21 protein-coding genes and 1 riboswitch are annotated in these 24,561 nt (G+C 71.6%); of the genes, 6 read left to right on the forward strand and 15 right to left on the reverse strand.

The annotated features are described in order from the left end of the window. Window positions 1-158: 158 nt before the first annotated feature. The 8 genes from BG452_RS28485 to BG452_RS28520 form a co-directional block, all read right to left on the reverse strand. Entirely contained in the window at window positions 159-818 is a 660-nt protein-coding gene (locus BG452_RS28485) for a trimeric intracellular cation channel family protein (RefSeq protein WP_188307222.1), read from the reverse strand. A 127-nt stretch (window positions 819-945) separates the two neighbouring features. Next, window positions 946-2,004, reverse strand: a complete 1,059-nt coding sequence (locus BG452_RS28490; protein ID WP_188307223.1) for an ABC transporter ATP-binding protein — start codon at window positions 2,002-2,004, stop codon at window positions 946-948. A 34-nt stretch (window positions 2,005-2,038) separates the two neighbouring features. After that, a complete protein-coding gene (locus tag BG452_RS28495; protein WP_188307224.1) occupies window positions 2,039-3,121 on the reverse strand; it encodes an ABC transporter ATP-binding protein in 1,083 nt (360 codons plus the stop codon). Then, a complete protein-coding gene (locus BG452_RS28500; RefSeq protein WP_188307225.1) occupies window positions 3,118-4,128 on the reverse strand; it encodes an ABC transporter permease in 1,011 nt (336 codons plus the stop codon). The genes BG452_RS28495 and BG452_RS28500 overlap by 4 nt, the downstream gene beginning before the upstream one ends. 99 nt (window positions 4,129-4,227) lie before the next feature. Next, window positions 4,228-6,000 (reverse strand): ABC transporter substrate-binding protein, encoded by a 1,773-nt coding sequence (locus tag BG452_RS28505; protein ID WP_188307226.1) that lies wholly within the window; start codon window positions 5,998-6,000, stop codon window positions 4,228-4,230. A 66-nt stretch (window positions 6,001-6,066) separates the two neighbouring features. Then, a complete protein-coding gene (locus BG452_RS28510) occupies window positions 6,067-7,056 on the reverse strand; it encodes an ABC transporter permease (protein WP_188307227.1) in 990 nt (329 codons plus the stop codon). A 459-nt stretch (window positions 7,057-7,515) separates the two neighbouring features. Then, window positions 7,516-8,451, reverse strand: coding sequence for an enhanced serine sensitivity protein SseB C-terminal domain-containing protein (locus BG452_RS28515; protein WP_188307228.1), 936 nt, complete (start codon window positions 8,449-8,451; stop codon window positions 7,516-7,518). 115 nt (window positions 8,452-8,566) lie between these two features. Beyond that, window positions 8,567-9,373 (reverse strand): enhanced serine sensitivity protein SseB, encoded by an 807-nt coding sequence (locus tag BG452_RS28520; protein ID WP_188307229.1) that lies wholly within the window; start codon window positions 9,371-9,373, stop codon window positions 8,567-8,569. Between the two features lie 187 nt (window positions 9,374-9,560). Continuing rightward, window positions 9,561-9,667, forward strand: a riboswitch (glycine riboswitch). A gap of 244 nt (window positions 9,668-9,911) precedes the next feature. Here BG452_RS28520 and gcvT point away from each other — a divergent pair. From gcvT to BG452_RS28545, 5 genes are all read left to right on the forward strand, one after another. Then, window positions 9,912-11,033, forward strand: coding sequence for a glycine cleavage system aminomethyltransferase GcvT (gene gcvT / locus BG452_RS28525; protein ID WP_188307230.1), 1,122 nt, complete (start codon window positions 9,912-9,914; stop codon window positions 11,031-11,033). Between the two features lie 99 nt (window positions 11,034-11,132). Next, window positions 11,133-11,516, forward strand: coding sequence for a glycine cleavage system protein GcvH (gene gcvH / locus BG452_RS28530; RefSeq protein WP_188307231.1), 384 nt, complete (start codon window positions 11,133-11,135; stop codon window positions 11,514-11,516). 137 nt (window positions 11,517-11,653) lie between these two features. Continuing rightward, a complete protein-coding gene (glyA, locus tag BG452_RS28535) occupies window positions 11,654-12,922 on the forward strand; it encodes a serine hydroxymethyltransferase (protein WP_188307232.1) in 1,269 nt (422 codons plus the stop codon). 139 nt (window positions 12,923-13,061) lie between these two features. Then, on the forward strand, window positions 13,062-14,429 hold the full coding sequence (locus BG452_RS28540) for an L-serine ammonia-lyase (protein WP_188307233.1): 1,368 nt from the start codon (window positions 13,062-13,064) through the stop codon (window positions 14,427-14,429). Between the two features lie 110 nt (window positions 14,430-14,539). Next, window positions 14,540-14,689 carry a hypothetical protein gene (locus BG452_RS28545; RefSeq protein ID WP_188307234.1) on the forward strand — a complete coding sequence of 50 codons (150 nt, stop codon included), beginning with the start codon at window positions 14,540-14,542 and terminating at the stop codon, window positions 14,687-14,689. 25 nt (window positions 14,690-14,714) lie between these two features. On the opposite strand, the gene BG452_RS28550 is transcribed toward BG452_RS28545, so the two are convergent. Both BG452_RS28550 and BG452_RS28555 read right to left on the reverse strand, forming a co-directional pair. After that, window positions 14,715-16,274, reverse strand: coding sequence for an MDR family MFS transporter (locus BG452_RS28550; protein ID WP_188307235.1), 1,560 nt, complete (start codon window positions 16,272-16,274; stop codon window positions 14,715-14,717). Window positions 16,275-16,304: 30 nt separating this feature from the next. Beyond that, a complete protein-coding gene (locus BG452_RS28555) occupies window positions 16,305-16,898 on the reverse strand; it encodes an NADPH-dependent FMN reductase (protein ID WP_188307236.1) in 594 nt (197 codons plus the stop codon). A 143-nt stretch (window positions 16,899-17,041) separates the two neighbouring features. On the opposite strand from BG452_RS28555, the gene BG452_RS28560 reads away from it, so the two are divergent. After that, the gene (locus BG452_RS28560; protein WP_188307237.1) at window positions 17,042-17,779 is read left to right on the forward strand and encodes a TetR/AcrR family transcriptional regulator; all 738 of its coding nucleotides are present in this window, start codon (window positions 17,042-17,044) and stop codon (window positions 17,777-17,779) included. Between the two features lie 67 nt (window positions 17,780-17,846). Here BG452_RS28560 and BG452_RS28565 read toward each other — a convergent pair whose 3' ends face one another. The 5 genes from BG452_RS28565 to BG452_RS28585 all read right to left on the reverse strand — a co-directional run bounded on the left by BG452_RS28565 (window position 17,847) and on the right by BG452_RS28585 (window position 24,228). Beyond that, window positions 17,847-18,707, reverse strand: coding sequence for a DMT family transporter (locus BG452_RS28565; RefSeq protein WP_317621267.1), 861 nt, complete (start codon window positions 18,705-18,707; stop codon window positions 17,847-17,849). 790 nt (window positions 18,708-19,497) lie between these two features. Beyond that, window positions 19,498-20,055: an ATP-binding protein gene (locus tag BG452_RS28570; protein ID WP_411293037.1), complete on the reverse strand. Its 558-nt coding sequence runs from the start codon at window positions 20,053-20,055 to the stop codon at window positions 19,498-19,500. A gap of 149 nt (window positions 20,056-20,204) precedes the next feature. Continuing rightward, a complete protein-coding gene (locus tag BG452_RS28575; RefSeq protein WP_317621269.1) occupies window positions 20,205-21,425 on the reverse strand; it encodes an Ig-like domain-containing protein in 1,221 nt (406 codons plus the stop codon). 163 nt (window positions 21,426-21,588) lie between these two features. Continuing rightward, complete coding sequence (locus tag BG452_RS28580; RefSeq protein ID WP_317621270.1) at window positions 21,589-22,818, reverse strand: Ig-like domain-containing protein; 1,230 nt, start codon at window positions 22,816-22,818, stop codon at window positions 21,589-21,591. A 180-nt stretch (window positions 22,819-22,998) separates the two neighbouring features. Next, entirely contained in the window at window positions 22,999-24,228 is a 1,230-nt protein-coding gene (locus tag BG452_RS28585; RefSeq protein ID WP_188307239.1) for an Ig-like domain-containing protein, read from the reverse strand. Window positions 24,229-24,561 lie beyond the last annotated feature (333 nt).

A 24,561-nucleotide genomic window follows, 5' to 3' on the forward strand; every position in this document is an offset into this window, starting at 1 on the left:
CTGCGTGGCCGCGCCGGTGGCGGGCAGCGGCGGGCGGACGGTCGCCGCCTGCGCGCTGAGCGCCCCGGCGGGCCAGGTGCCGCCGGCCGAACTGGCCCGGATGCTGCCGGAGCTGCTCTGCACGGCCGAGGCGATCTCGCTCGCGTACGGGGGCTCGCCTACTCCTCGCTGGTGCGAGAACCGTTGCGGTGCCAGGCCCGCGGGGCGCGCCAGCCGTACTTCAGGGCGAGCATCCGCAGCCCGAACGCGGTGAGCGCGGCGGCGGTGCCGGTGACGCCGGTGAGCCGGTCCGCGCCGATCAGCACGGCCACCAGGGCGGCGCCGACCAGGGCCGGGACGGCGTAGATCTCGCGGTCCCAGCGCAGCAGCGAGGGAATCTCCCCGGCCAGCACGTCGCGGATCACCCCGCCGCCGGCGGCGGTGACCATGCCGAGCGCGACGGCGGCGACCGCGCCCAGCCCGTAGTCGTGCGCCTTGGCGGTGCCGGTCACGCAGAACAGGCCGAGGCCGAGGGCGTCCAGGGTCTGCACCGCGCGGTTGATCCGCTCGACCTCGGGGTGCAGGAAGAACACCACGAGGGCGGCGGCGAGCGGGGTGACGAAGTAGCCGAGGTTGGTGAAGGCGACGACCGGGGTGGCGCCGATCACCAGGTCGCGCATCACCCCGCCGCCGAGGGCCGTGACCTCGGCCAGCACACAGATCCCGAAGATGTCCATGTTCTTGCGGACGGCGAGCAGCGCTCCGGAGAGCGCGAAGACGAAGATGCCGACGAGGTCCAGCGACTGCTGCACGTCGGAGGGGAAGATCTGCGAGGTCACCACACAACTATGACCTGCGCGAAACCCTCCCCTCCGCCCACGGCCCGCTCAGGCCTTGTTCTCCGGGAAGTGCTAGTCGTTCCCCACGCTCCGCTCCGGGCTGTGCAAGTCGTTCCCCACGCTCCGCTCAGGGCTGTGCCTGATCGTTCCCCTCGCTCCGCTCGGGGAAGTGACAGGCCACCTGGTGCCCGGTCGCCAGCGCCGTCAGCGGCGGCTCCTGGCTGGCGCACACCTCCTGCGCCTTCCAGCAACGGGTGCGGAAGCGGCAGCCGCTGGGCGGGTTGATCGGCGAGGGCACGTCGCCGGTGAGCAGGATCCGCTCGCGCCCGCCGCGCTGGCGCCGGCGCGGGTCGGGCACCGGGACGGCCGACATCAGGGCGTTGGTGTAGGGGTGCATCGGGGTGCGGTAGAGCGAGTCGCGGTCGGCGATCTCGACGATCTTGCCGAGGTACATCACCGCCACCCGGTCGGAGACGTGCCGGACCACCGAGAGGTCGTGCGCGATGATCAGGTAGGTCAGGCCGAGCTCCTGCTGGAGGTCGTCCAGCAGGTTGACCACCTGCGCCTGGATCGACACGTCCAGGGCCGAGACCGGCTCGTCCGCGATGACCATCTTCGGCTTGAGCGCGAGCGCCCGGGCGATGCCGATGCGCTGGCGCTGGCCGCCGGAGAACTCGTGCGGGTAGCGGTTGTAGTGCTCGGGGCTGAGCCCGCACAGTTCCAGCAGGTCCTGGACGGCCTTCTTGACGCCGCCCTCCGGGTGGACTCCCTGGAGCTTGAACGGCGCGCTGACGATGGTGCCGACGGTGTGCCGGGGGTTCAGCGAGGAGTACGGGTCCTGGAAGATCATCTGGATGTCGCGGCGCAGCGGCCGCATCCCGCCGGCGCCCAGGTGGCTGATGTCGGTGCCCTCGAACTCGATCGTCCCGCCGGTGGGTTCGTCGAGCCGGGTGACCAGCCGTCCCATGGTGGACTTGCCGCAGCCGGACTCGCCGACGACGCCCAGCGTCTCACCGGCGTTGACGGTGAAGTCGATGCCGTCGACGGCCCGCACCGCACCGGTCTGGCGCCGCAGCAGTCCGCCGCGGATCGGGAAGTGCCGGGTCAGGCCGGTCACCTTCAGCAGCGGCTCGCGGTCGGAGGCGGGCGCCGGCGAAGGGAGGGTGGCCCCCTGAGTGTCCGTCATCGGTTCTCTCCAGAAAGGTGGTACGAGGCCGGGCTCACAGCCGGGGCGCGATCTCTTCGGCGAAGATGCGGTGCCGCTCGCCGACCGGCAGGTGGCAGGCCGCGACGTGCCCGGGCCCGGCCTCGGCCAGGACCGGGACCTCGCTCGTGGAGCGCCCGCCGGTCAGGGCGGCGTACGGGCAGCGCGGGTGGAAGGCGCAGCCGGACGGCACGTTGATCAGGCTGGGCGGGGTGCCCTTGACCGGGACGAGCCGCTCCTGCAGCTCCCGGTCCAGGCGCGGCATCGAGCCCAACAGGCCCCAGGTGTAGGGGTGTTCGGGCGCGTCGAAGAGGCTCTCGGCGGGGCCGCGCTCGATGCACTTGCCGCCGTACATGACCAGGATGTCGTCGGCGAGCTCGGCGACCACCCCGAGGTCGTGGGTGATGATGATGACGGCGGAGCCGAACTCCTCCTGGAGGTCGCGGATGAGGTCCAGGATCTGCGCCTGGACGGTGACGTCCAGGGCGGTGGTGGGCTCGTCGGCGATCAGCAGCGAGGGGTCGTTGACCAGGGCCATGGCGATCATCGCGCGCTGGCGCATGCCGCCGGAGAACTGGTGCGGGTAGTCGTCCAGCCGGCGGTCGGGCTGCGGGATGCCGACCCGGTCGAGCATCTCGATCGCGCGGGTCCGGGCCTGCTTCTTGGTGGCCTGGGGGTGGTGCACCCGGTACGCCTCGACGATCTGCGCGCCGACGGTGTAGTAGGGGTGCATCGCGGTGAGCGGGTCCTGGAAGATCATCGCCAGTTCGCGGCCGCGCAGTTGGCGCACCCGGTCCGGTCCGGCCGCGATCAGGTCCTCGCCGTCCAGCCGGATCTCGCCGCTGATCCGGGCCCGCTTGGAGCGGTGCAGGCCCATGATGCCGAGCGAGGTGACGGACTTGCCGGAGCCGGACTCGCCCACGATGCCGAGGGTGCGGCCCTTGTGCAGGTCGAAGCTGACCCCGTCCACCGAGCGGACCAGGCCGTCGTCGGTGTCGAAGTGGATCCGGAGGTCGCGGACGGACAGGAAGGGGTCGCCCAGCGGGGGCCGGTCGGCGTCGGCCGGGGCGGCCGCCGGGGTCTTCTGGAGGTCGGTCACGAGAGCCTCACGCGGGGGTCGACGAGCGCGTACAGGAGGTCGACCACGAGGTTGCAGACGACGATGAAGAAGGCGGCGAGCAGGGTGACGCCGAGGATCTTGGGCAGGTCGTTGTCGGAGATCGCCTGGACGGCGAACTGGCCGATGCCCTTGAGCGAGAAGACCTGCTCGGTGATCAGCGCACCGCCGAGCAGCAGGCCGAGGTCCATGCCGAAGATGGTGACGATCGGGGTGAGGGCGGAGCGCAGCCCGTGCTTGACCACCACCTTGCGCTCGGCCAGGCCCTTGGCCCGGGCGGTGCGGATGTAGTCCTCGCTCATCGTCTCCAGCATCCCGGCGCGGGTGAGCCGGGCGTAGAGCGCGGAGTAGAGGAAGGCCAGCGAGATCCACGGGAGGATCAGGTTGCGGGCCCACATCAGCGGGTTGGCGGTGAAGTCGACGTACTCCAGGTTGTCCAGGATCGGCCACTCGTAGCTGAACACGGTCAGCAGCAGGGCGCCGGTGAAGAACACCGGCAGCGAGACGCCGGCCAGGGCGATGCCCATGGAGAGCCGGTCGAAGATCGACCGCGGCTTGAGGGCGGAGATCACGCCGGTGGTGACGCCGGAGACCAGCCAGAGCACCGCCGCGCCGATGGCGAGCGAGATGGTGACCGGGATCCGGCTGGTCATCTCCGGCCAGACCTCCAGGTGGTTCTTGAAGGAGTAGCCGAAGCAGGGCACGTGGCAGGTGGCCGGTTCCGGGCCGAACTTGTACTCGGCGCCGCTGACCAGCGCCTTCAGGAAGTTCCAGTACTGGGTGTACAGCGGCTGGTCGAAGCCGAGGTTCTGCTTGACCGCCTGGATCGCCTCGGGCGAGGGGTTCTTCCCGATGTACTGCGCGGCCAGCTGGTCGGTGGTCTCACCGGCGATGCGCGGGAGCAGGAAGAAGATCGCGAAGGTGACCGCGCTGACGACGACCAGCAGCGCGGCGGCCGCGAGGATCCTGCGGATGATGTAGGCAAACACAGTTGGGCGGCTCCGGCGGCCCGCCGCCGTCCGGGATCTGCCGGACGGCGGCGGGCGCCGCTGCCTTCACCTGCCTTCAGGGATGCGGAGCCAGGCTCTTTACTTGGTGGTGCCGATGTTCAGGTAGTCGTACTCGCCCGAGAAGGCCGGGGTGGAGGCGATGTTGGTCGCGCTGTCCGGGCGGTACAGGAAGACCTTGAAGTCGGTGAGCGGGACATACACCGCGGACTCCATGACCTTCTTGTCGATGTCGCCGTAGATCTTCTCGCGGGCGGCCCGGTCCGGGTTGACGGCCGCGTCGTCGATCATCTTGTTGACGGCGGGGTCGTTGAGCTGGGCCAGGTTGCTGTTGCCGGAGGCCTTGATCGCGCGGCCGTCGACGATCTGCTGCAGGAAGCCGTAGCCGGTCGGCCAGTCGGCGCCCCACTGCATCATCATCAGACCGATGTTGTGGTCCTGGGTGTACTGCGGGGCACCGGCCGAGTCGGTCAGGTACTTGCCCTGCGGGAACTGCTGGATCTCGGCGTTGATGCCGATGCTCTTCAGCTGCGCCTGGATCGCGGTGGCCGCGGCGACCTCGGTCGCGCGCTCGGTGCGGGCGGACAGCACGGTGCTGAAGCCGCCGTCCTTGCCACAGGCCTTCAGGGCGTCCTTGGCCTTGGCCTGGTCACCCTTGTTGTCCTTGGTCTCGAACAGGTTGAAGTCCTGGTGGCCCGGGATGTCCGGCGGGAGCACGGTGTTGGCCACCTGGCCGCGGATCGGGCCGCCGAGCGAGGTCTGCACCGCGACCTTGTCGATCGCGTACTGGACGGCCTTGCGGCACTCGATGTTGTCGAACGGCGCGACCTTGGTGTTGATCGCCATGTAGACCAGGCGGCCGCCGTAGGCGTTGTCGGTCTTGGCCTTGAGCTTCGGGTCGCGCAGGATCTGCGCCTGGGTCTGCGGGTCGACGCCGCCGCCCACCAGGTCGACCTGGGCGTTGCCGGCGATCAGGTCCTTGTCGATGGTGGCCTGGTCGATGTTCATCTTGAGCACGATCTTGTCCGCGAGCTGCTTGCGGATCGGGTCGGTGCTCTTGTCCCAGTTGGTGTTCGGCACCAGGACGGCCTGCTTGCCGTCCTCGTAGGACTCGAACTTGTAGCTGCCCGAGGACACGATGTGCTTCACGTAGTCGGCGCCGGTGTCCTTGGCCTGCGGGACCGGCGCGGTCTGCGGGGCGCTGACCAGGTAGTCGAAGTCGGCGAAGGGGTGCTGCAGGTGGAAGACGACCGTGGTGTCGTCCGGCGTCTCGATCGACTTCAGGTCGCCGGTCTTGTCCTTGTACGGGCCCTGGTACGGCGTCGGGTTGTCGACCAGCAGGTCGTGGAAGTACGTCGGGCCGTTGGAGTTCACCTCGGGCGCGAAGTTCGAGCGCTCCACGGCGTACTTGACGTCCTTGGAGGTGATCGCGGTGCCGTCGTCGTACTTCAGGCCCGCGCGGAGCTTGTACGTCCAGGTCAGACCGTCCGCGCTGGGCTGGCCCAGCGACTCGGCGAGGTCCGGGACCAGCTTGTTGCCGTCGGCGCCGGCCGCCGGGTTGAAGGTGGTCAGCGGACGGCCGTACAGGCGCGAGAAGTTGTAGATGTACGCGTAGTACGTGTTGCCCGGGTCGAGGGAGTCCGGGGTGCCCTTCATCTCGTAGGTGACCGTCCCGCCCTTCTTGTCCGAGGCGTTGACGACCTGCTTGGTGGCCGCGTCGGCACCGCCGCCACTGGCGTCGGCCGAGGAGGAGGAGCTGCCACCGCTGCTCTTGGAACTGGATGAGCAGCCGGTGACGACCAGGACCGCGGCAGCGGCCACGGCGGTCAGCACGGCGGTACGGGACCTACGCATGGGTGAGATCAACCCCTTGAGGATGTGGAGGAGGGAGGACCTGACGCGGAGCCGGTGGCTCTCGGGTCAGTTGCTCTTGGGATCGAGGGCGTCACGCAGCCCGTCGCCGAGCAGGTTGAAGGCGAGCACGGTGATGAAGATCGCGACACCGGGGACCACCATGTACTGGGGGTCCACCTGGTAGTAGTTCTTCGCGTCGGCGAGCATGCCGCCCCAGGAGGACTGCGGGGGCTGGATGCCGACGCCGAGGAAGCTCAGCCCGGCCTCGAAGAGGATGTTGGTCGGGATCAGCAGGGTCGAGTAGACCAGGATCGGGCCGACCAGGTTGGGCAGCAGTTCCTTGAACAGGATGAACGGGCCGCGGGCGCCGAGGCTGCGGGCCGCGTGCACGAACTCCCGCTCGCGCAGCGAGAGGGTCTGTCCGCGCACGATCCGGCCCATGTAGGGCCAGTTGAAGAAGCCGATCACGAAGATCAGCACCAGGATGTGCAGCGGGAGGCCGTGCAGGCCGAACGCGCCGCCCTGGAGCGAGGCCGAGATCGCGATGGCGAACAGCAGCAGCGGGAACGCCAGGAAGACGTCCATCAGCCGGCTGATCAGGGTGTCCACCCAGCCGCCGTAGTAGCCGGCCATCACGCCGAGCACGGTGCCGATGGTGTTGGACAGCACGGTCGCGCCGAAGGCGACCAGCAGGGAGACCCAGGAGCCGTCGACCACGCGGGAGAGCAGGTCACGGCCCTGCAGGGGGTCGACGCCGAGCAGGTGGTCCCCGCTCATCCCGCCCCAGTCGCCGAGCGGGAGTCCACCGAGGTCGGCGTCCAGCAGGTCCGGGTTGGGCTGGTCGGGGTTGAGCCCGAACAGGGACTCCAACGGCCCGGAGAGGACGGCCAGGAGGATCAGCAGGATCACCACGATGCCGCCGGCGACAGCGGCCTTGTCCCGCTTGAAGCGGGTCCAGGCGATCCGACCGAGGGAACGGCCCTCGATCGTCGTGGCCGGGCTCGGGGAGGCGGGTGCCTCGGGTTCGTTCCCGGCGGTTGTGATGGGTGCGGTCATGGTCAGTTGGTCCCCTCGCCGACGGTGGCCGGCCCACGGGTGCCGGGCGCCGGTTCGGCGGTACGGCTGCGGACGTGCGGAGGTGCTAGGAGCAGGTGGTCGCGGCAGTGCGTCGTGCACGGGCACTGCCTCCACGCGGGATGGGCGTCGCGTGGATCGAGCGGTCGGCGTGCGCGTTCACCTTCGTGGGGTTCCCAGTACGCGCGGTGCGTTGCGCAGAACTCTCTGCCATCCGAACTGGCTTGCGCCAGCCCTGACAACCGACAGATGCCCAACTGTGATCTGCCCGCATGCACCTCGCCGGTCTCCGGCATATACCTCTTCACACGGGTGTGAGAGCCATGTCAAGATACGTCGGCGGCGACGGTGGAAAATTCGTCCGGAAACCACCGAAGCCGACCTGATGGCAGATCAAGTCGGCTTCGTGTCCGAGACTTTGGCAATAGCCGGTTTCGGCAATCAGCGGCCGGGGTAGCCCGGCCACTGTCGCTGGGGGTGGTGACCCCAACCCGGCGCGGGCTGTTGGGCGCCGTACGACCACCCCGGCGTCGGCTGCCCCGGCATCGACTGCCCCGGATAGGGCGGCGGCACCGGCGGGTACGGACCGGTCTGCGGTCGGCCCGCCTCCCGGTCGAAGAACGGCCGGGCGTTCGCGCGCATCCACAGCGCCACCGGGTCGTACTCGTCCGCCATCGCCACCGTGGACACCGCGAGCCCCTCCGGAGCCACCGCGATCGCCCGCTGCATCAGCGCCCGCACCGCCTCCACGGCCGGCGGCGAACTCTCGTACAGGTCCAGGCCGATCGCCAGGTACGGCTCCCCCACCGCCGGCTGCACCCAGGCCCGGCGCAGCGCCCGCACCGCGCGCACCTCACCGGCCTGCCGCTCCAGCAGGGCGAAGAACTGCTGGGCGTTCACCTGCGGCTCGCTCAGCTTCAACGGACCGGCCGGCAGCCGGTCCAGGCCCGCGGCGACCCGCCGCAGGTCCGCCCACGGCACCCCGACCCCGCCGCCCGGCGCGTGCGGGTTGAGCCACAGGCCCCAACGGGTGCGGTACAGCGAGGCGGCGATCTCCCGCCCGGAGATGACCTCGTGGGCCCGCGCCCAGCCGGAGGCCGTCAACTGCTCGGGCGAGGTGACGGCCGGCGCGTAGCCGTGGCCGCTGATCTCCATGTTCCCGTACTGCGCGTCCGGGCTGCCCGGCGTACCGTGCCAGAGCAGCATCCAGACCCGGCCCTCGGCCAGCGCGTGCAGCAGCCGCTCGTACGCGTCGTAGCGCTCCGGCGCGACCTCGCGCAGAGCCTGCTCCAACACGCCCGGATCCGCTGCCGGGGGCCCGGCCGGTGCCTGGCCCCAGGGCCCCGGCACCCCGGCCGCTCCCGTTCCCGCACTCATGCGCCCACCTCGCCGCGCCTCTTTCCTGAACCCGCCGGCCCGTCAGCCGCCTGCACGCACCCTATGGCGCGGCACCGGCCGCCGCCACGGCGACGTGCCTGTGAAGGATCCCCGCTCACACCCGCGAGTAGAAGGGCATGACCCGGGTCAGCAGCCACTCGACCACCGGGTCGTCGGCGAGGTCGAGCAGCACGAGGTGGACGCCCCCCGGCAGCGGGGCGGTTCCCAGTGCCCGCCCGAGCGCCTCGTTCACCGCGCCCGGGTCGGCCGGGGCCGCCGGATCCAACTGGACCCCGACGAACATCACGGTCGGCTCGCCCTCGATGCTGGCCAGCGCCCGGCGCGCGGTCAACACCCCGGGCAGGGTCGACAGTTCGGCTCGGCAGACGGCCAGGAAGTGCTCCGGGTCCTCGCCCGGCACCGGCTCGCGCAGCGCCACCCGGCCACCGGTCGGCCCTTCCGGCGCGTTCGCGGTGTGCTCCCAGCGGTCCTCGCGCGGGCCGCGGCGCAGCTCGGCCACCCCCTGCGGCGGCACCGGAATGCCCACCGCCGCCTCGGGGTTGACCGCGATGCCCACGCCCAGCGGCAGCCCGCGGGCGAACTCCCAGGCCGGCGCGACCGCGAAGGGCATCCCCGGCGCCTGCTGCAGGAACACCTCCTGCGAGGAGAACACCGGCACGTACGGGGCCCCGGCCAGTTCGATGGTCGGCAGGTCCAGCGCCTGCCCGCCCGGGTCGCCCCCGGCCGGCAGCGGGATCCACACCTGGCTGCGGGCCAGCACCTCGACCACCCGCGGGGTCGCCCCCGGGTCGCCCAACGCGGCCGTCAGCACCTGCTCCAGCTCGTTCGCCGGCCACGCCCCGCCCGAGGGCGCCGCCTGCGGCCCGCCCCACCCCTGCTGCTGCTCCACCGGGTACTCCATGCGCCGCCGATCCGGCCCGCGGCCGGGTCGGCCGCCCATTGCTGCGCCGACGCGCAAGAGTTTAGGGCTCGGCCCCGAACGCGCGTCGTGTGACCGGGTCCCCTCTCCCGTCCTCCGCGAGGACGTGCCATGATGTGCGCGTCCGACGGCATGCGCCGCGGGCCCCCACAACTCCACACCGGCCGCTCGAACCCGCGCGGGAGAGCCCGGAGTGCCCCTTCGCGGGGGCACGGCCGGCGCCGAAGGAGCAAGTCCTCCCCGGAATCTCTCAGGCCCCCCTACCGCGCGGGTTAGGCACATCTGGAAAGCGGCGCACGGCCCCGCCGTGCGCCCACCCACGGTGCAAGCCGCCGTCCTGTCCCCGATGCTGGAACCAGCCGATGCTGGAACCGGCTGCGGGCAGGTGGGCGGTGAAGCTCTCAGGTTCGACGACAGATGGGGAGACCCACGCCGCCGCATGCCCGCGCGCGGGGTCGGCCCCGAGCGGTCCGGTCCGGCGCGTGCACCCCTGAGTGCCCCGACCGAGGAGTTCCTGGCCATGTCGTCCCTCCGCCTGACCGCGCTCGACGCGCTGCACCGCGCCCTCGGCGCGACCATGACCGACTTCGCCGGCTGGGACATGCCGCTGCGCTACGGCAGCGAGCGCGAGGAGCACCTCGCCGTCCGCACCAAGGCCGGCCTGTTCGACCTCTCGCACATGGGCGAGATCACCGTCACCGGCCCGCAGGCCGGCGAGATGCTGGACCACGCGCTGGTCGGCTTCGTCTCCGCACTCGGCGAGCTGCGCGCCCGCTACACCATGATCTGCGCCGAGGACGGCGGCATCCTGGACGACCTGATCGTCTACCGCCTGCGCGCGGACGCCTTCCTGGTCGTCGCCAACGCCTCCAACGCCCAGCTGGTGCTGGACGAGCTGATCGCCCGCGCCAAGGGCTTCGACGCCGTCGTCACCGACGACCGCGACACCTACGCGCTGATCGCCGTCCAGGGCCCGGAGGCCACCGGCATCCTGGCCGGGACGACCGACGCCGACCTGCCCGGCCTGAAGTACTACGCGATCCTGCCCGCCACGGTGGCCGGCCGCGAGGTGCTGCTGGCCCGCACCGGCTACACCGGCGAGGACGGCTTCGAGATCTTCTGCGCCCCGGCCGACGCCGAGCCGGTCTGGCAGGCGCTGACCGCCGCCGGCGAGGGCCGCGGCCTGGTCCCGTGCGGCCTGTCCTGCCGCGACACGCTGCGCCTGGAGGCGGGCATGCCGCTGTACGGGCACGAGCTGTCCACCGACCTGACCCCGTTCGACGCCGGCCTGGGCCGGGTCGTCCGCTTCGACAAGACCACCAACGAGGGCGCGTTCGTCGGCCGCAAGGCGCTGGAGCAGGCCGCCGCCGCGGCCGAGACCAACCCGCCGAAGGTGCTGGTCGGCCTGGTCTCCGAGGGCAAGCGGGTCCCCCGCGCCGAGTACACCGTGGTCTCCGCCGACGGTGCCCCGATCGGACGGATCACCTCGGGCGCGCCGTCCCCGACCCTGGGCAAGCCGATCGCGATGGCCTACGTCGACGCGGCCCACGCCGCCCCCGGCACCGCCGTCGCGGTGGACGTGCGCGGCCGGCACGAGCCGGTCGAGGTCGTGGCGCTGCCGTTCTACAAGCGCGCCCGCTGAGGCCCTCGCAGCCCCCGGTTTTCCCATCGACGCACGTCGGAGCCGTCCGTGCGGCGGCCCGCTGCGTCGTACCCGCTTCCCATCCTGGAGAATGACGCCATGAGCAACCCCCAGCACCTGCAGTACACCAAGGAGCACGAGTGGCTGACGGCCGCCGACGCCGACGGTGTCTCCACGGTCGGCATCACCAAGCACGCCGCCGACGCGCTCGGTGACATCGTCTACGTGGCGCTGCCCGCGGTCGGCGACACCGTGACCGCCGCCGAGACCTGTGGCGAGCTGGAGTCGACCAAGTCCGTCAGCGACCTGTACTCCCCGGTGACCGGCGAGGTCACCGAGGTCAACCAGGACGTCCTGGAGGACAACAGCCTGGTCAACAGCGCCCCGTTCGAGGGCGGCTGGCTGTTCAAGGTCCGCGTGGAGGCCACCGACACGCTGCTCAGCGCCGACGAGTACAACGCGCTCACCCACGCCGAGGGCTGAGCCGCCCACCGGGACGGACCGCCGCGCGGCGGTCCGTCCCGCCCCGCCGGCTCTCCGGCCACCCGTCGCCCGCCGCCGCCCCGCCGAGGGCGCGCTTCGCACGGCACCCCTGATCCTCCTCCCGGGAAGACCACACCATGACGGTTCTCAACCAGTCCCTGCACGCCCTCGACCCGGAGATCGCCGCCGCGGTCGACGCCGAGCTGCACCGCCAGCAGACCACGCTGGAGATGATCGCCTCCGAGAACTTCGCCCCGGTGGCGGTCATGGAGGCCCAGGGTTCGGTGCTCACCAACAAGTACGCCGAGGGGTACCCCGGCCGCCGCTACTACGGCGGTTGCGAGCACGTCGACGTGGTCGAGCAGATCGCGATCGACCGGGTCAAGGCCCTGTTCGGCGCCGAGCACGCCAACGTCCAGCCGCACTCGGGCGCGCAGGCCAACGCCGCCGCGATGTTCGCGCTGATCCAGCCGGGCGACACCATCCTGGGCCTGAACCTGGCCCACGGCGGTCACCTGACCCACGGCATGAAGATCAACTTCTCCGGCAAGCTCTACAACGTGGTCGCGTACCACGTCGACGAGAAGACCGGCCAGGTCGACATGGCCGAGGTCGAGCGCCTGGCCAAGGAGCACCAGCCGAAGCTGATCATCGCCGGCTGGTCCGCCTACCCGCGCCAGCTCGACTTCGCCGCTTTCCGCCGGGTCGCCGACGAGGTCGGCGCACTGCTCATGGTCGACATGGCGCACTTCGCCGGCCTGGTCGCCGCGGGCCTGCACCCGAACCCGGTGCCCTACGCGGACGTGGTCACCACCACCACCCACAAGACCCTGGGCGGCCCGCGCGGCGGCGTCATCCTGTCCAAGGCCGAGTACGCCAAGAAGATCAACTCCGCGGTCTTCCCCGGCCAGCAGGGCGGTCCGCTGGAGCACGTCATCGCGGGCAAGGCCGTCGCCTTCAAGGTCGCCGCCTCGGAGGAGTTCAAGGAGCGCCAGCAGCGCACCCTGGACGGCGCCCGGATCCTCGCCGAGCGCCTGCTGCAGGCCGACGTCGCCGAGGCCGGCGCCTCCGTGCTGTCCGGCGGCACCGACGTCCACCTGGTCCTGGTCGACCTGCGCAACAGCCAGCTCGACGGCCAGCAGGCCGAGGACCGGCTGCACGAGGTCGGCATCACCGTCAACCGCAACGCCGTCCCGAACGACCCGCGCCCGCCGATGGTCACCTCGGGCCTGCGGATCGGCACCCCGGCCCTGGCCACCCGCGGCTTCCAGGCCGAGGACTTCCGCGAGGTCGCCGACATCATCGCCGAGGCGCTCAAGCCCGCCTTCGACGAGACCGTCGCCGCCGCGCTGAAGGCCCGGGTCACCGCCCTGGCCGAGAAGTACCCGCTCTACCCGAACCTCTGATCATCGGCGGCGGGTGACCGGCCTCACGCCGGCCGGCCGCCTGCCGTTTCCGGGGCACCGCGCACACTGGACAGTACGCGCGGTGCCCCGTCCCATGTACCGCTTTGTCCTTCCACGAGACCCAGACAAGGACGTCCCCGTGGCCATCAGCGTCTTCGACCTCTTCTCCATCGGCATCGGCCCGTCGAGCTCCCACACCGTCGGCCCGATGCGCGCCGCCCGGATGTTCGCCCGTCGGCTGCGCTCCGAAGGCCTGCTGGACCGGGTGACCGGGGTGCGCGCCGAGCTGTACGGCTCGCTCGGCGCCACCGGCCACGGCCACGGCACCCCGAAGGCCGTCCTGCTGGGCCTGGAGGGCCACTCGCCCCGCACCGTCGACGTCGACCAGGCGGACAAGGACGTCGAGCGGATCGCCGCCGAGAAGCGGATCAACCTGCTCGGCGAGCACCCGATCGACTTCGACCCCGACAACCAGCTCGTCCTGCACCGGCGCCGCTCGCTGCCGTACCACGCCAACGGGATGACCCTGTGGGCGTACGCGGCGGACGGCTCGACGCTGCTGGAGAAGACCTACTACTCGGTCGGCGGCGGCTTCGTCGTGGACGAGGACGCGATCGGCGCGGACCGGGTCAAGCCCGACGACACCGTGCTGAAGTACCCCTTCCGCACCGGCGACGAGCTGCTGCGGCTCAGCCGGGAGACCGGGCTGTCGATCTCCGGCCTGATGCTGGAGAACGAGAAGGCCTGGCGCAGTGAGGAGGAGATCCGCACCGGACTGCTGGAGATCTGGTCCGTGATGCAGGAGTGCGTGCGGGCCGGCATGACCCGCGAGGGCATCCTGCCGGGCGGGCTGAAGGTCCGCCGCCGGGCCGCCGCCGCGGCCCGGGCGCTGCGCGCCGAGGGGATCGGGCCGGCCAACGCGATGGAGTGGGTGACCCTCTACGCGATGGCGGTCAACGAGGAGAACGCCTCCGGGCGCCGGGTGGTCACCGCCCCGACCAACGGTGCGGCCGGGATCATCCCCGCCACCCTGCACTACTACCTGAACTTCATCCCGGGCGCCGACGACGACGGCATCGTCCGCTTCCTGCTCGCGGCCGGCGCCATCGGCATGCTCTTCAAGGAGAACGCCTCCATCTCCGGCGCCGAGGTCGGCTGCCAGGGCGAGGTCGGCTCCGCCTGCTCGATGGCCGCGGGCGGCCTCGCCGAGGTCCTCGGCGGCACCCCCGAGCAGGTCGAGAACGCCGCCGAGATCGGCATCGAGCACAACCTCGGCCTCACCTGCGACCCGGTCGGCGGCCTGGTCCAGATCCCCTGCATCGAGCGCAACGGCATGGCCTCGGTCAAGGCCGTCACCGCGGCCCGGATGGCGCTGCGCGGCGACGGGCGCCACCACGTCTCGCTGGACAAGGCGATCAAGACGATGAAGGAGACCGGGGCCGACATGAAGATCAAGTACAAGGAGACCTCGCGCGGCGGCCTCGCCGTGAACGTCATCGAGTGCTGACCTCGGACGGCTGACGGCCGGCCCCCGGGCGGAACCCCGTACCGCCCGGGGGCCGACCCGTACCGGGGGCGGACCCGTACCGCGGGCGGGCGGGCGGTACGGTGCGGGCCATGAGAATGATCGGTGCGGGGATCCGCGGGTTCTGGTCGGCCGTGGCGATGGGCGATCCGCTGTGGCCCGCCGTGACGATCCTGCTGGGCTCGGTCGTCCTGGCGGTCGTGACGGCCGCGGTGCGCTTCAGGCGCTCCCGCAACGGGTGACCCGGGCCACCGCCGTACGGTGCCGCTACGGCCGTACCGCCGCTTCCGCCACGTCCTTCACCGGCGCCTCGGAGCCCTTCGACGCCGGGCTCGGCCCCGGGTTCGGCCGGGCCAGGCAGGCCACCGCCGTCGCCACCGCCGCCAGGGCGATGCCGCCCGCCACCGTGCCGTGCAGCCCGCTGGTGACCGCCGTGCCGACGGCGTCCCGGACGGCCTGGGGCAGGCCCGTCAGCGAGGCGGGGGTGAGTCCGCCGCCACCGGTCAGCTGGGCGGCCTCGGCCGGGCTCAGCCGGGCCTCCAGGCCGGCGGTCAGCCGGGCCGTGTAGACCGCGCCGAGGGCGGCCATGCCGAGCGAGCCGCCGACGCTGCGCAGCAGGGTCACCACGCCCATCGCCGCGCCCATGTCCTGGGGCGGCACCGCGCCCATCGAGGTCAGCATGGTGCTCTGCATCAGCAGGCCGATGCCGATCCCGGCGACCGCCGTGAGCCCGGACGCCAGTGCCACCGGCGTGTCCGTGCCCAGGAGCAGCAGCAGCGCGGCCCCGGCCAGGGCGAGTGCCCCGCCCAGCAGCGGGTAGCGCCGTTCGCCGCCGGGCCGGCTCATCAGCCGAGCGGTGACCAGCTGGGTACCCATCATGCCGAGCATCAGCGGCAGCAGGAGCAGCCCGCCGGTGGTCGGCGAGGCACCCTGGACGAACTGGAGGTACTGCGGCAGGTAGCCGATCAGGGCGAGCATCACGGCGCCGGTGAGGAAGCCCAGCACCTGGGCCACCGTGAAGTTGCGGTTGCGGAACAGCGCGGGCGGGACGAGCGGTCCGGGGGCGCGCAGTTCGGCGCGGGCGAAGCCGGCCAGCGCGAGCACCGCGACCGCGCCCGTCCCGAGGATCAGCGGCGAGGTCCAGGGGTACGTCGTCCCGCCCCAGCTGCTGACCAGGGTGAGCCCGAGGATGCCGGTGGTCAGCAGGACGACCCCGGCCCAGTCGAAGGGGGCGCGGATCCGCTCCGCCTTCGGCAGCCGGACCGCGGCGCCGACCGCGAGCAGGGCGAACACCCCGACCGGCAGGTTGACGTAGAAGGCCCAGCGCCAGCTGAGCCGGTCGGTGAGGAAGCCGCCGAGCAGCGGCCCGCCGACGAAGGCGATCGGCATCAGCACGCCGATCACCGACTGCACCCGGCCCCGGTCGGAGGCGGGCACCAGCACCCCGATCACCGACAGCGCGCCGACCATCAGGCCGCCCGCGCCGACCCCCTGGAGGGCCCGGAAGGCGATCAACTGGCCCATGTCCTGCGAGAGTCCGGACAGCATCGAGCCGATCAGGAAGACCGCCACCGCCCACTGGTAGGCGCCCTTGCGCCCGTACAGGTCGCCGAGCCGGCCCCACAGCGGGGTGGCGGCGGCGGAGGTGAGCAGGTAGGCGGTGACCACCCAGGAGAGGTGCTCCAGCCCGCCGAGGTCGCCGACGATGGTCGGCAGCGCGGTGCCGATGATCTGCCCGTCGAGGGCCGCCAGGAAGATGCCGAGCATCAGCCCGATCACGCCGAGCAGCGGCGGCTTGGGGCGTTCGCCCAGCGGTTCCGTGGTCATGACCGTTCCCCCTTTCCCCGGGCCCCGGGCTCAGGCCGCGAACGGGCGGGTCTGCCGGGCCTGCCGCAACGCCCGGGCCCACCAGTCCAGTTGGTCGAGCATGGTCGTGGCGGCAGCATCGGCGGCCGGGTCCTTCGCCTTGCCGTCGGCGTCGAAGCACTGCGCGGCGCCGTGGAAGCTGACCGTGTTGCGGATCGTCACGGCGTTCAACTCGGCCATCACCAGCCGCAGTTGCTCGACGGCCCGGAGCCCGCCGGAGAGCCCGCCGTACGAGACGAAGCCGATCGGCTTGCCGTGCCACTGCTGGTTGTGCCAGTCGATGGCGTTCTTCAGCGCCGCCGGGAAGCTGTGGTTGTACTCGGGCGTGACGAACACGAAGGCGTCGGCGGCGGCCAGTCGGGGCGACACGGCCTCCAGCAACTCGACGTCGCCGGGGGGCAGTTCGCCACCCCAGGACGGCATGACCGTGGGCAGCGGGGTGGCCGCCGGGTCGATCAGGTCGGCGGTCATGTCGCCGCGGGCGTCGAGGTGGCCGATCAGCCAGTCGGCGACGACCGGGCCGAACCGGCCGTCGCGGGTGCTGCCGAGGACGACGGCGACCTTCAGGCGCTGCTCCGTGGACATGGGAATCCCCCTCCGGGACGATGTGTACGCCGTATTGGCGATGGATACAACGTACACATTGGCGCGTACGTCGTCCACTGGCCAGATACGGCGTACACATGAGTGGTACGGTGAGACCTCCCAGCCGGAAGGAGCCCGCCCTCATGCCCGCTCAGCAGGCCCCCACCGGGGACGACCGCCCTCAGCCCTCACTCTGGGAGCGGCTCGACCGCCCGGCCGCCGCACCGCGCACCACCCTGACCCCGCACCGGATCGCCGAGGCCGCCGTCGCCATCGCCGACGCCGAGGGCCTGGACGCCGTCACCATGCGCCGCCTGGCCACCGCCCTCGGCGTCGCCCCGATGGCCGCCTACCGGTACGTCTCCGGCAAGGACGAACTCATCGAGCTGATGGTCGACTTCGTCTACGGCCGGCTCCCTCTGGACACCCCCTCCGACGGCTGGCGGGAAGCCATGCGCTCCCTGGCCGTCCACCTGCGTGCGATGAGCCTGACCCACCCCTGGCTCGCCCGCGCGGCCACCCCGTTCTCCCTCAGCCCCAACCAACTCGCCGTCCCCGAAAGGGCGTTCGCCGCCCTCGCCGGCCACGGCCCGGACGCCGACACCACCATGGCGATCTTCCGTACCGTCACCGGCTACGTCCACGGCTCGGTCTCCGCCGAGATCACCCTGGACACCCAGCGCCGCGACCGCGGCTGGTCCGCCGGCGACGAGACCCGCGCCGCCCTGGCCCCCCGGATGTCCTACCTGATGGGCACCGGCCGCTACCCCGCCTACCAGCAGTACCTCCAGCAGGCCACCCGCAAGGACGACCCCGCCTGGCACTTCGAAACCGGCCTCGACTGCGTCCTCGACGGCATCGCCGCCCACTTCGGCATCTGACCCGCCCAGGGGCTGGCCGCACGGGAAGTCGGCCGGCCCGACGTCCCGTGCGGCAGTGGCAGCGGGGCTACCGCCGACCGGGGAGGGCCAGGAACGCCAGGCCGGCCGCGAGGACCGCGAGGCCGCACCAGGAGACCGCCGGGAGCCGTTCGCCCAGGGCCGCGACGCCGAGGACGGCGGCCACGGCCGGTTCGGCGAGGGTGAGGGTGGTGGCGCTCTGGGCGGAGGTGTGCCGGAGGCCGTGGCCGAAGAGCCGGTAGGCGAGGAAGGTGGTGATCACCCCGAGGTGCAGCACGACGCCGGCCCCGCGGACCGAGAGCAGCCAGCTCACCGGCTCCAGCGCCAGCACTGGCAGCACCAGCACCGCCGCCCCACCGAACATCGCACCCATCACCCCGGCGGACGGGGGCCCGGCGGCGATCAGCCGCCCGGCGATCAGCGAGTACACCGCGTACGAGAGCCCGGAGAGCACCGCCAGCAGCACCCCGAGGAGGTCCACCGCCCCTCCGCCACCGGTGAGTTCGGGCCCGAGCACCAGCACCGCGCAGCCGAGCACGGCCAGCGCCGTGGCGCCGGCCCACCGCCCGCCAGGGCGGCCCTGCCGGGCGAGCCAGCCCAGCAGCCCGGTGAACACCGGCGCGCTGCCCAGTGCGATCACGGTCGCCACCGCGACCCCGGTGCGGGTCACCGCCGGGTAGAAGGTGAGCGGGTACCCCACGACGGCCACCGCCCCGACCGCCAGCAGCCACCGCTCCCGGACCCCGCACCTACGGGGCAGCGACCAGGCGGCGCGGTCGGTGAGGAACAGCAGCAGCCCGCCGAGCACCAGCGCGGCGGCCCCGATCCCGGCCGCCGGGGCGCCCCCGGGCGCCAGCGAACCGGCCGTCCCGGTGGTGCCCCAGAGCAGGGCGGTGACGAGGATCGGCACCGGCCCGTCGATCGGGCGGGTGCGGCGGGGAGTGGGGGATGTCAGGCGGGCGCGCGCAGGCGCGGACAAGCGATTCGGCACAGTCGTGAACTTCCGTCGTCGAAGACCGTCAGAGGAACGGGTTCCGAGACCGGACGCACGTCACTGCCCCCTGGCGGCCGCCCAAGGCCGGGCCGGGGATGCGGGGATCAAGCCACCGAAGCGCGCGCCCGATCAGGCGGTGAGCGGCGGCAGCGCGACGCGCCAGTACGAGTTCACGAGCCCGATGGTACGGGGCGCACATCCGTTCGTCACCACAACGACCGGGGAGCGGAAGACCCCTGGAGAGCCCGGGCAGGTCCGCGAAGCCGGCCGAACCGTCGGCGGTGACCACCCCCGGCGAGACCGGCGACGCCCGCGAGGCGTCAACGTTCGGAGCACCCGATCCCCCCAGAGAGCGAACGCTCAACCGCCTCTCCCCCACCACCGTCCGGACACTCACCGCCCGCGCCTGTCAAGCGATGATCACATCACCGAGATCATGAATATTCACAGGTAATCGCGTGAACCTATGCAAAATCTAAAGGTGAAGTAGGTTACAAACCTTTCAATCCAAGCCGCCCGGTTTGCCCACATGCTGAGATCCGTGCCATAGTCAAGGCATCGAACTTCGGCGGGCCCGACCTGGCACTGCCGACGCCCATCGCGCGACACGCACCCCCTTGGCCGCGCGATGACTTGCAGGGGCCCCCACCGCCGACCACGGCGAACCCGGGGGCCCTGCGCGTATCCGGAACCGGAAGCCGCCGCCTCAGCCCCGCTCGCGGATCCTCAGCTCGAACCAGACGCCCTTGCCGCGCGGCAGCAGGTCCGCACCCCACCGGTCGGCCAGATCGTCGACGATCTTCAACCCCCGGCCGCGCTCGTTCACCGGCCGGGGCTCGGCGAGGATCATGCAGGGCAGCGCCCGGGAGGAGTCCCGGACCTCGACCCGCAGCCAGCCGGGCTTGCGGCTGACGTGCAGTCCGATGGTGCGCCCGGCGGCGTGCCGCACCGCGTTGGCGACCAGCTCGCTGGTGAGCAACTCACCGGCCTCCAGGTGCTGGTGCAGCTCCCAGGACTCCAGGACGTTGAGCACCAGCCGACGGGCCACCGGGCCCGACTCCGGACGGGACGGCAGTCGCACCTCGTTCGGCGCGGACTGGTCGCACAGTCTGCCGGAGTACATCTCCTGCAGCTCCTCGGAGCTGAGCCGTTCCAGCGCCGAGAGCCCGCCCTGGGCGTCGATCCACGACGCCTGCGCGACCACGCCGGCCGCGGGAACCGCTGACTGATCTGTTTCGCCCCAACCCGCCATGCGGACCATCATTGCGGAACGCAAGCGGCCGCGTACGGACAATGAGCAAACGATCTCCCACGAGTCGGCATATGCCCGGAGCATGCCTGGGGCGGGAACGCGTCAACCCGGGCCGACCGAAGTCAAGCCCGGGTTGACGTCCAACGCCGACGACCTGCCGGTTACCACGTGCTCCAGGGCAGGTTCCAGCCGCTCAGCCCGTTCGCCGGGTCGAGCGTCTCCTTCTTCACCGAGTTCTTCACGATGACCACGTCCCCGACCATCGAGCCGTCGTAGAACTTGCCCATCGTGGTGGAGTTCCCGCCGCCCTTGGCGTCGCGCAGGCCCACGCAGCCGTGGCTGACGTTGTCCTCGCCGAACTTGTCGCTCCACCAGTTGCCGTGCACGTACGTGCCCGAGGTGGTCAGCCGCATCGAGTGCGGCACCTGGAGGTCGTAGGGCGCGCCGGTCATGCCGGGCAGGGTGCTGGACTGCATCCGCACCGTGCCCTCCTTCGCCATGACGACCATCGTGCCGTTCCAGGTCGGGTGGTCGTCCGAGCCGGAGGTGATGTCGATGTCGCTCGACGTGCCGTTCTGGACCACCGTCATCTTGTGCGCGGCGGCGTCAACCGTCGAGACCTGGGATCGCCCGATCGTGAAGGGCTCGTCCCGGTCGGTGCCGTACACCCCGGGGGCGATCTCCACACTCGTGAGGCGGTAGTGCACCGTCACCTTGGTGCCGGGCTTCCAGTACTCCTCCGGGCGGAAGTCCAGCCGGCGGTCGTCGAACCAGTGGCCCTTGACCACGGTGCCGTTGTCGGTCTCGAAGGTGATGCCCTTGAGGACGGCGTCCTTGTTCTTGACGTCCTTGCTGAAGTCCACCGAGACGATCATGCCGACGCCGTACGTGGCGTCGTTGTCCACGTTGTCGGAGGCCTTGGCGAGCGCCGCCGGGGTCAGCGTGGTGAAGCTGCTGTCCGCCTCGGCGACCGCGCCGTTGGCGTCCGCGGCCATCGCGCTGACCTGGTAGGCGGTGCCCACCGCGAGCCCCGTGGACGGGGTCCAGCCGGAGCCGTCCGCGGCGATGGTGCCGGGGACCTCCTTGCCCGTCTTGTCGCTCACCTTGACGGTGGTCAGCTTGCCGCCCGTCGCACCGATCTTGAGCGCGCCCGGCGCCACGTCCACCGCACCGTTCTTCGGCTCGATGCTCACCGTGGCCGTCGACACCTTCGGCGCCGAACTCGCGGGCGCCGCGGACGCGGAAGCGCCCGCCCCGGCCCCCAGATCGGCCTTGGCGGCGCCGCTCCCGCTGCCACCACCACTGCCACCGCCGCACGCGGCGGTCAACGCCATCGCCCCGCCGACCAGACCGACGGCCACCACCCTGCGTATCGACCTCACGTCGATTCCCTCCCTTGCTCCCCGCGGCCACGACGGGCCCCGCCCCATAGATGTGCCGGACCATCGGAAAGGTTGCGCCGTCCGAGGGGCTTTCCGCCCCGAAAACCGGACGGCCCGACCCCAACGAGTGAGGTCCGGGCCGCCCGGTGGAAGATCCCTCGGCCTACCAGTTGGCCCAGGACACGTTCCAGCCGCCCAGCCCGTTGGAGGGCGAGACGGTCTTCTCCTTGGTGTTCACGATCTTCACGGGATCGCCGACCATCGAGTCGTTGTAGAACTTGCCGGCGACCGAGCTGTCGCTGCCGCCCTTCACGTCCTGCATCGAGATGCAGCCGTGGCTGCCATTGGACTTGCCGAAGGGGTTGGACCAGTAGTTGCCGTGCAGGAAGGTGCCGGAGGTGGTCAGCCGCATCGCGTGCGGCACGTCCTGGATGTCGTACTCGCCGCCGAGACCGACGGTCTGCGAGTTCATCCGGGTGACCTTCTCCTTGTCCATGATCACCATGGTTCCGCCCCAGGACGGCGTCGCGTCCGCGCCCAGGGTGACCGGCAGGGTGGTGCTCTTGCCGTCCCGCTCGACCGTCATCTGGTGCGTCTTGGCGTCCGCGGTGGAGATCATCGAGCGGCCGATGGTGAACGGCTCGTCCTTGTCCACGTCGCCGTAGACGCCGGGCGCGATCTCCACGCTCTTCAGCCGGTACTTGATGGTCACCTTGGTGCCCGGCTTCCAGTACTCCTCCGGGCGGAAGTCCACCCGGCGGCTGTCGAACCAGTGGCCCTTGACCACGGTGCCGTTGTCGGTCTCGAAGGTGATGCCCTTGAGGACGGCGTCCTTGTTCTTGACGTCCTTGTTGAAGCCCACCGAGACGATCATGCCGACGCCGTAGGTGGAGCCGTCGGCGATGTTGTCGTTGGTGGAGACCTTCTTGTCCGGCGTCAGCGTGGTGAACGAGGTGGTCGACGCGGACACCAGCCCGGCGTCGTCCTTCGCCTGCGCGTTCACCTTGTACGCCATGCCGACCGCGAGCGCCGCCGCCGGCGTCCAGCCGCTGCCGTCCGGGGTGATCGCCCCCTCGACCGGCTTGCCGTTCTTGTCGGTCACCTCGACCGTGGTCAGCTTCCCACCGGTAACGGACACCTTCAGCGCGCTCGGCGCGACGTCCTGGGCGCCGTCCTTCGGCTCGACCGCCAGCACGGCCGCCGAGGCCTTCGGCGCCGGCGTGTTGCCCCCCGCGGCCGTCCCGTTCGCGTCCGCCGACGCCGTCGCGGCGGCGTCGCCCGACGTCCCGCCCTTGTCATCGTTGCAGGCCGCGGTGAGCAGCAGCACCCCGCCCATGGCCAGCGCTACCGCACCTCTACGTATCGCGGCGCCGGCCGTCTTTCCCGTCTTCACGGAATCTCCCCTCCCGGTGTTCACTCACTTGACGCGATGGGCGCCCTGAGAAGTTGCACCGGGCCCCGAACTTTCGGGGCGGCCCCGACGCGCCGGAGCAGGATAACCGGGCGGTTCTGGCGGATCGCCGGGGGGAGGCGGGTCAAGCGCGGGTGAACCCCGGGTGAAGACCGCGACCGGCTACCGCAGGGCGCTCCCGGCCAGCCACTGGTCCCACGGCACGTTCCAGCCGTTCAGCCCGTTCGACGGCGGCACGAAGTCCCCGGTCGACGCCCGCACCTCGATCACGTCCCCCGGAACGGTGTGCTCGAACAGCCACCCCGCCGGGGTGTCCTTGCCCGTGCCGCCCTTGGTGTCCGCCAGGCCGATGCAGCCGTGGCTGGTGTTGGCCGTGCCGAACACCCCGGGGTCGGCCCAGTAGTTGCCGTGCAGGAAGGTGCCGGAGGCGGTCAGCCGCATCGCGTGCGGGACGTCCTGGATGTCGTACTCGTCGCCCATGCCGACGGTCTGCGAGTTCATCCGGGTCAGCTTGTACTTCTCCGACACCACCATCACCCCCCGGTAGGTGGAGTGGTCGGGGCTGCCGCCGGACACCTTGAGCACCCGCACCACCTTGCCGCCCTGCCCGGCCCGGACGGTCAGCGTGTGCGCGTCCAGATCCACGGTGGACACCTGCGCCCGGCCCACCGTGAAGTGCAGGTCCCGGCTCTGGCTGCCGAACTCCCCCGGCGCACCCTGCACGTCCTTCAGCCGCAGCGCCACCGTCACCCTGGTGCCGGCCGCCCAGTACTGCTGCGGACGGAAGTCCAGCCGCTGGTTGCCGAACCAGTGCGCCGCCACCGGCACCGGCGGGTCCGCACCGACCTGGACCGCCCGCTCCACCGCCGCCCGGTCCACGATCGGCCGGCTGAACCGCAGCGAGACCGGCATCCCCACCCCGACCGTGGAACCGTCCTCCGGAGTGAAGAACGCCACGAAGGTGTGCGCCCGCGCCACCGTGGAGAACGCCGAATGCTGAGCCGCCCGCTGCCCCTGGTCATCCTCCGCGACCGAATCCACCGTGAAGGCCGTCCCGAGCGGCAACGGGCCGTCCGGCGCCCAACTGGCACCGTCCGCACTGATCGCCCCCGGCAACTCCACCCCCTTCGCATCCGCCAACCGCACGGACACCAAGCGCCCCTGCACCACACTCACCCGCACCGGCCCCTCCGGCGCCACATCCTGCGCCCCGTCCACGGGCACCACCGCGAGCACCGCCCGGGACACCACAGGAGGCACGGCATGCGAACCACCCCCGACGGCGTCCCCCGCCACCCCACCCGAGCCCCCACCCCCACACCCACTCAGCACGACCAGACAGCAGACCGCCGCCACCACCCGCCGCGCCCACACCCCAACTCGGCGCCGCATCCCGGGGCCTCCCACTGTTCACGTCCGCTGCCCCCGGACCAACGAGACGCGGCACCACAGAGACACGCCGAACACCCCGGAATCCACCCAACCACCCCCACCCCACGGGCGCACCCGCAACACCACCCACCCCACACCCACCCACCCCCTGCGCCCTCGACACCCCACTCACCCCCCGCACCCCTCCACCCACCTCCCCCACCCACCCATCCACCCTCCCTCCCCCCACCAGGCGAGAGGGACGCGCTGCGGGAGGGGGCGGCGCAGGGGGTGGCTGCGGAGAGGGGCGTGACGGGTGATTTTCAGACTGCCAACGGCGCCCAGCCCCCCGCG

The sequence above is a fragment of the Streptomyces sp. CBMA123 genome (genome assembly GCF_014596465.1).
In the GTDB taxonomy this organism is placed as follows: Bacteria; Actinomycetota; Actinomycetes; order Streptomycetales; family Streptomycetaceae; genus Kitasatospora.

Bases quoted from the DNA above. Each gene is read 5' to 3' on its own strand.
- BG452_RS28490 (WP_188307223.1), bottom strand. From the start codon at position 2,004: ATGACGGACACTCAGGGGGCCACCCTCCCTTCGCCGGCGCCCGCCTCC.
- BG452_RS28505 (WP_188307226.1), bottom strand. From the start codon at position 6,000: ATGCGTAGGTCCCGTACCGCCGTGCTGACCGCCGTGGCCGCTGCCGCG.
- BG452_RS28510 (WP_188307227.1), bottom strand. From the start codon at position 7,056: ATGACCGCACCCATCACAACCGCCGGGAACGAACCCGAGGCACCCGCC.
- BG452_RS28515 (WP_188307228.1), bottom strand. From the start codon at position 8,451: ATGAGTGCGGGAACGGGAGCGGCCGGGGTGCCGGGGCCCTGGGGCCAG.
- BG452_RS28520 (WP_188307229.1), bottom strand. From the start codon at position 9,373: ATGGAGTACCCGGTGGAGCAGCAGCAGGGGTGGGGCGGGCCGCAGGCG.
- gcvT (WP_188307230.1), top strand. From the start codon at position 9,912: ATGTCGTCCCTCCGCCTGACCGCGCTCGACGCGCTGCACCGCGCCCTC.
- gcvH (WP_188307231.1), top strand. From the start codon at position 11,133: ATGAGCAACCCCCAGCACCTGCAGTACACCAAGGAGCACGAGTGGCTG.
- glyA (WP_188307232.1), top strand. From the start codon at position 11,654: ATGACGGTTCTCAACCAGTCCCTGCACGCCCTCGACCCGGAGATCGCC.
- BG452_RS28545 (WP_188307234.1), top strand. From the start codon at position 14,540: ATGAGAATGATCGGTGCGGGGATCCGCGGGTTCTGGTCGGCCGTGGCG.
- BG452_RS28550 (WP_188307235.1), bottom strand. From the start codon at position 16,274: ATGACCACGGAACCGCTGGGCGAACGCCCCAAGCCGCCGCTGCTCGGC.
- BG452_RS28555 (WP_188307236.1), bottom strand. From the start codon at position 16,898: ATGTCCACGGAGCAGCGCCTGAAGGTCGCCGTCGTCCTCGGCAGCACC.
- BG452_RS28560 (WP_188307237.1), top strand. From the start codon at position 17,042: ATGCCCGCTCAGCAGGCCCCCACCGGGGACGACCGCCCTCAGCCCTCA.
- BG452_RS28570 (WP_411293037.1), bottom strand. From the start codon at position 20,055: ATGATGGTCCGCATGGCGGGTTGGGGCGAAACAGATCAGTCAGCGGTT.
- BG452_RS28585 (WP_188307239.1), bottom strand. From the start codon at position 24,228: ATGCGGCGCCGAGTTGGGGTGTGGGCGCGGCGGGTGGTGGCGGCGGTC.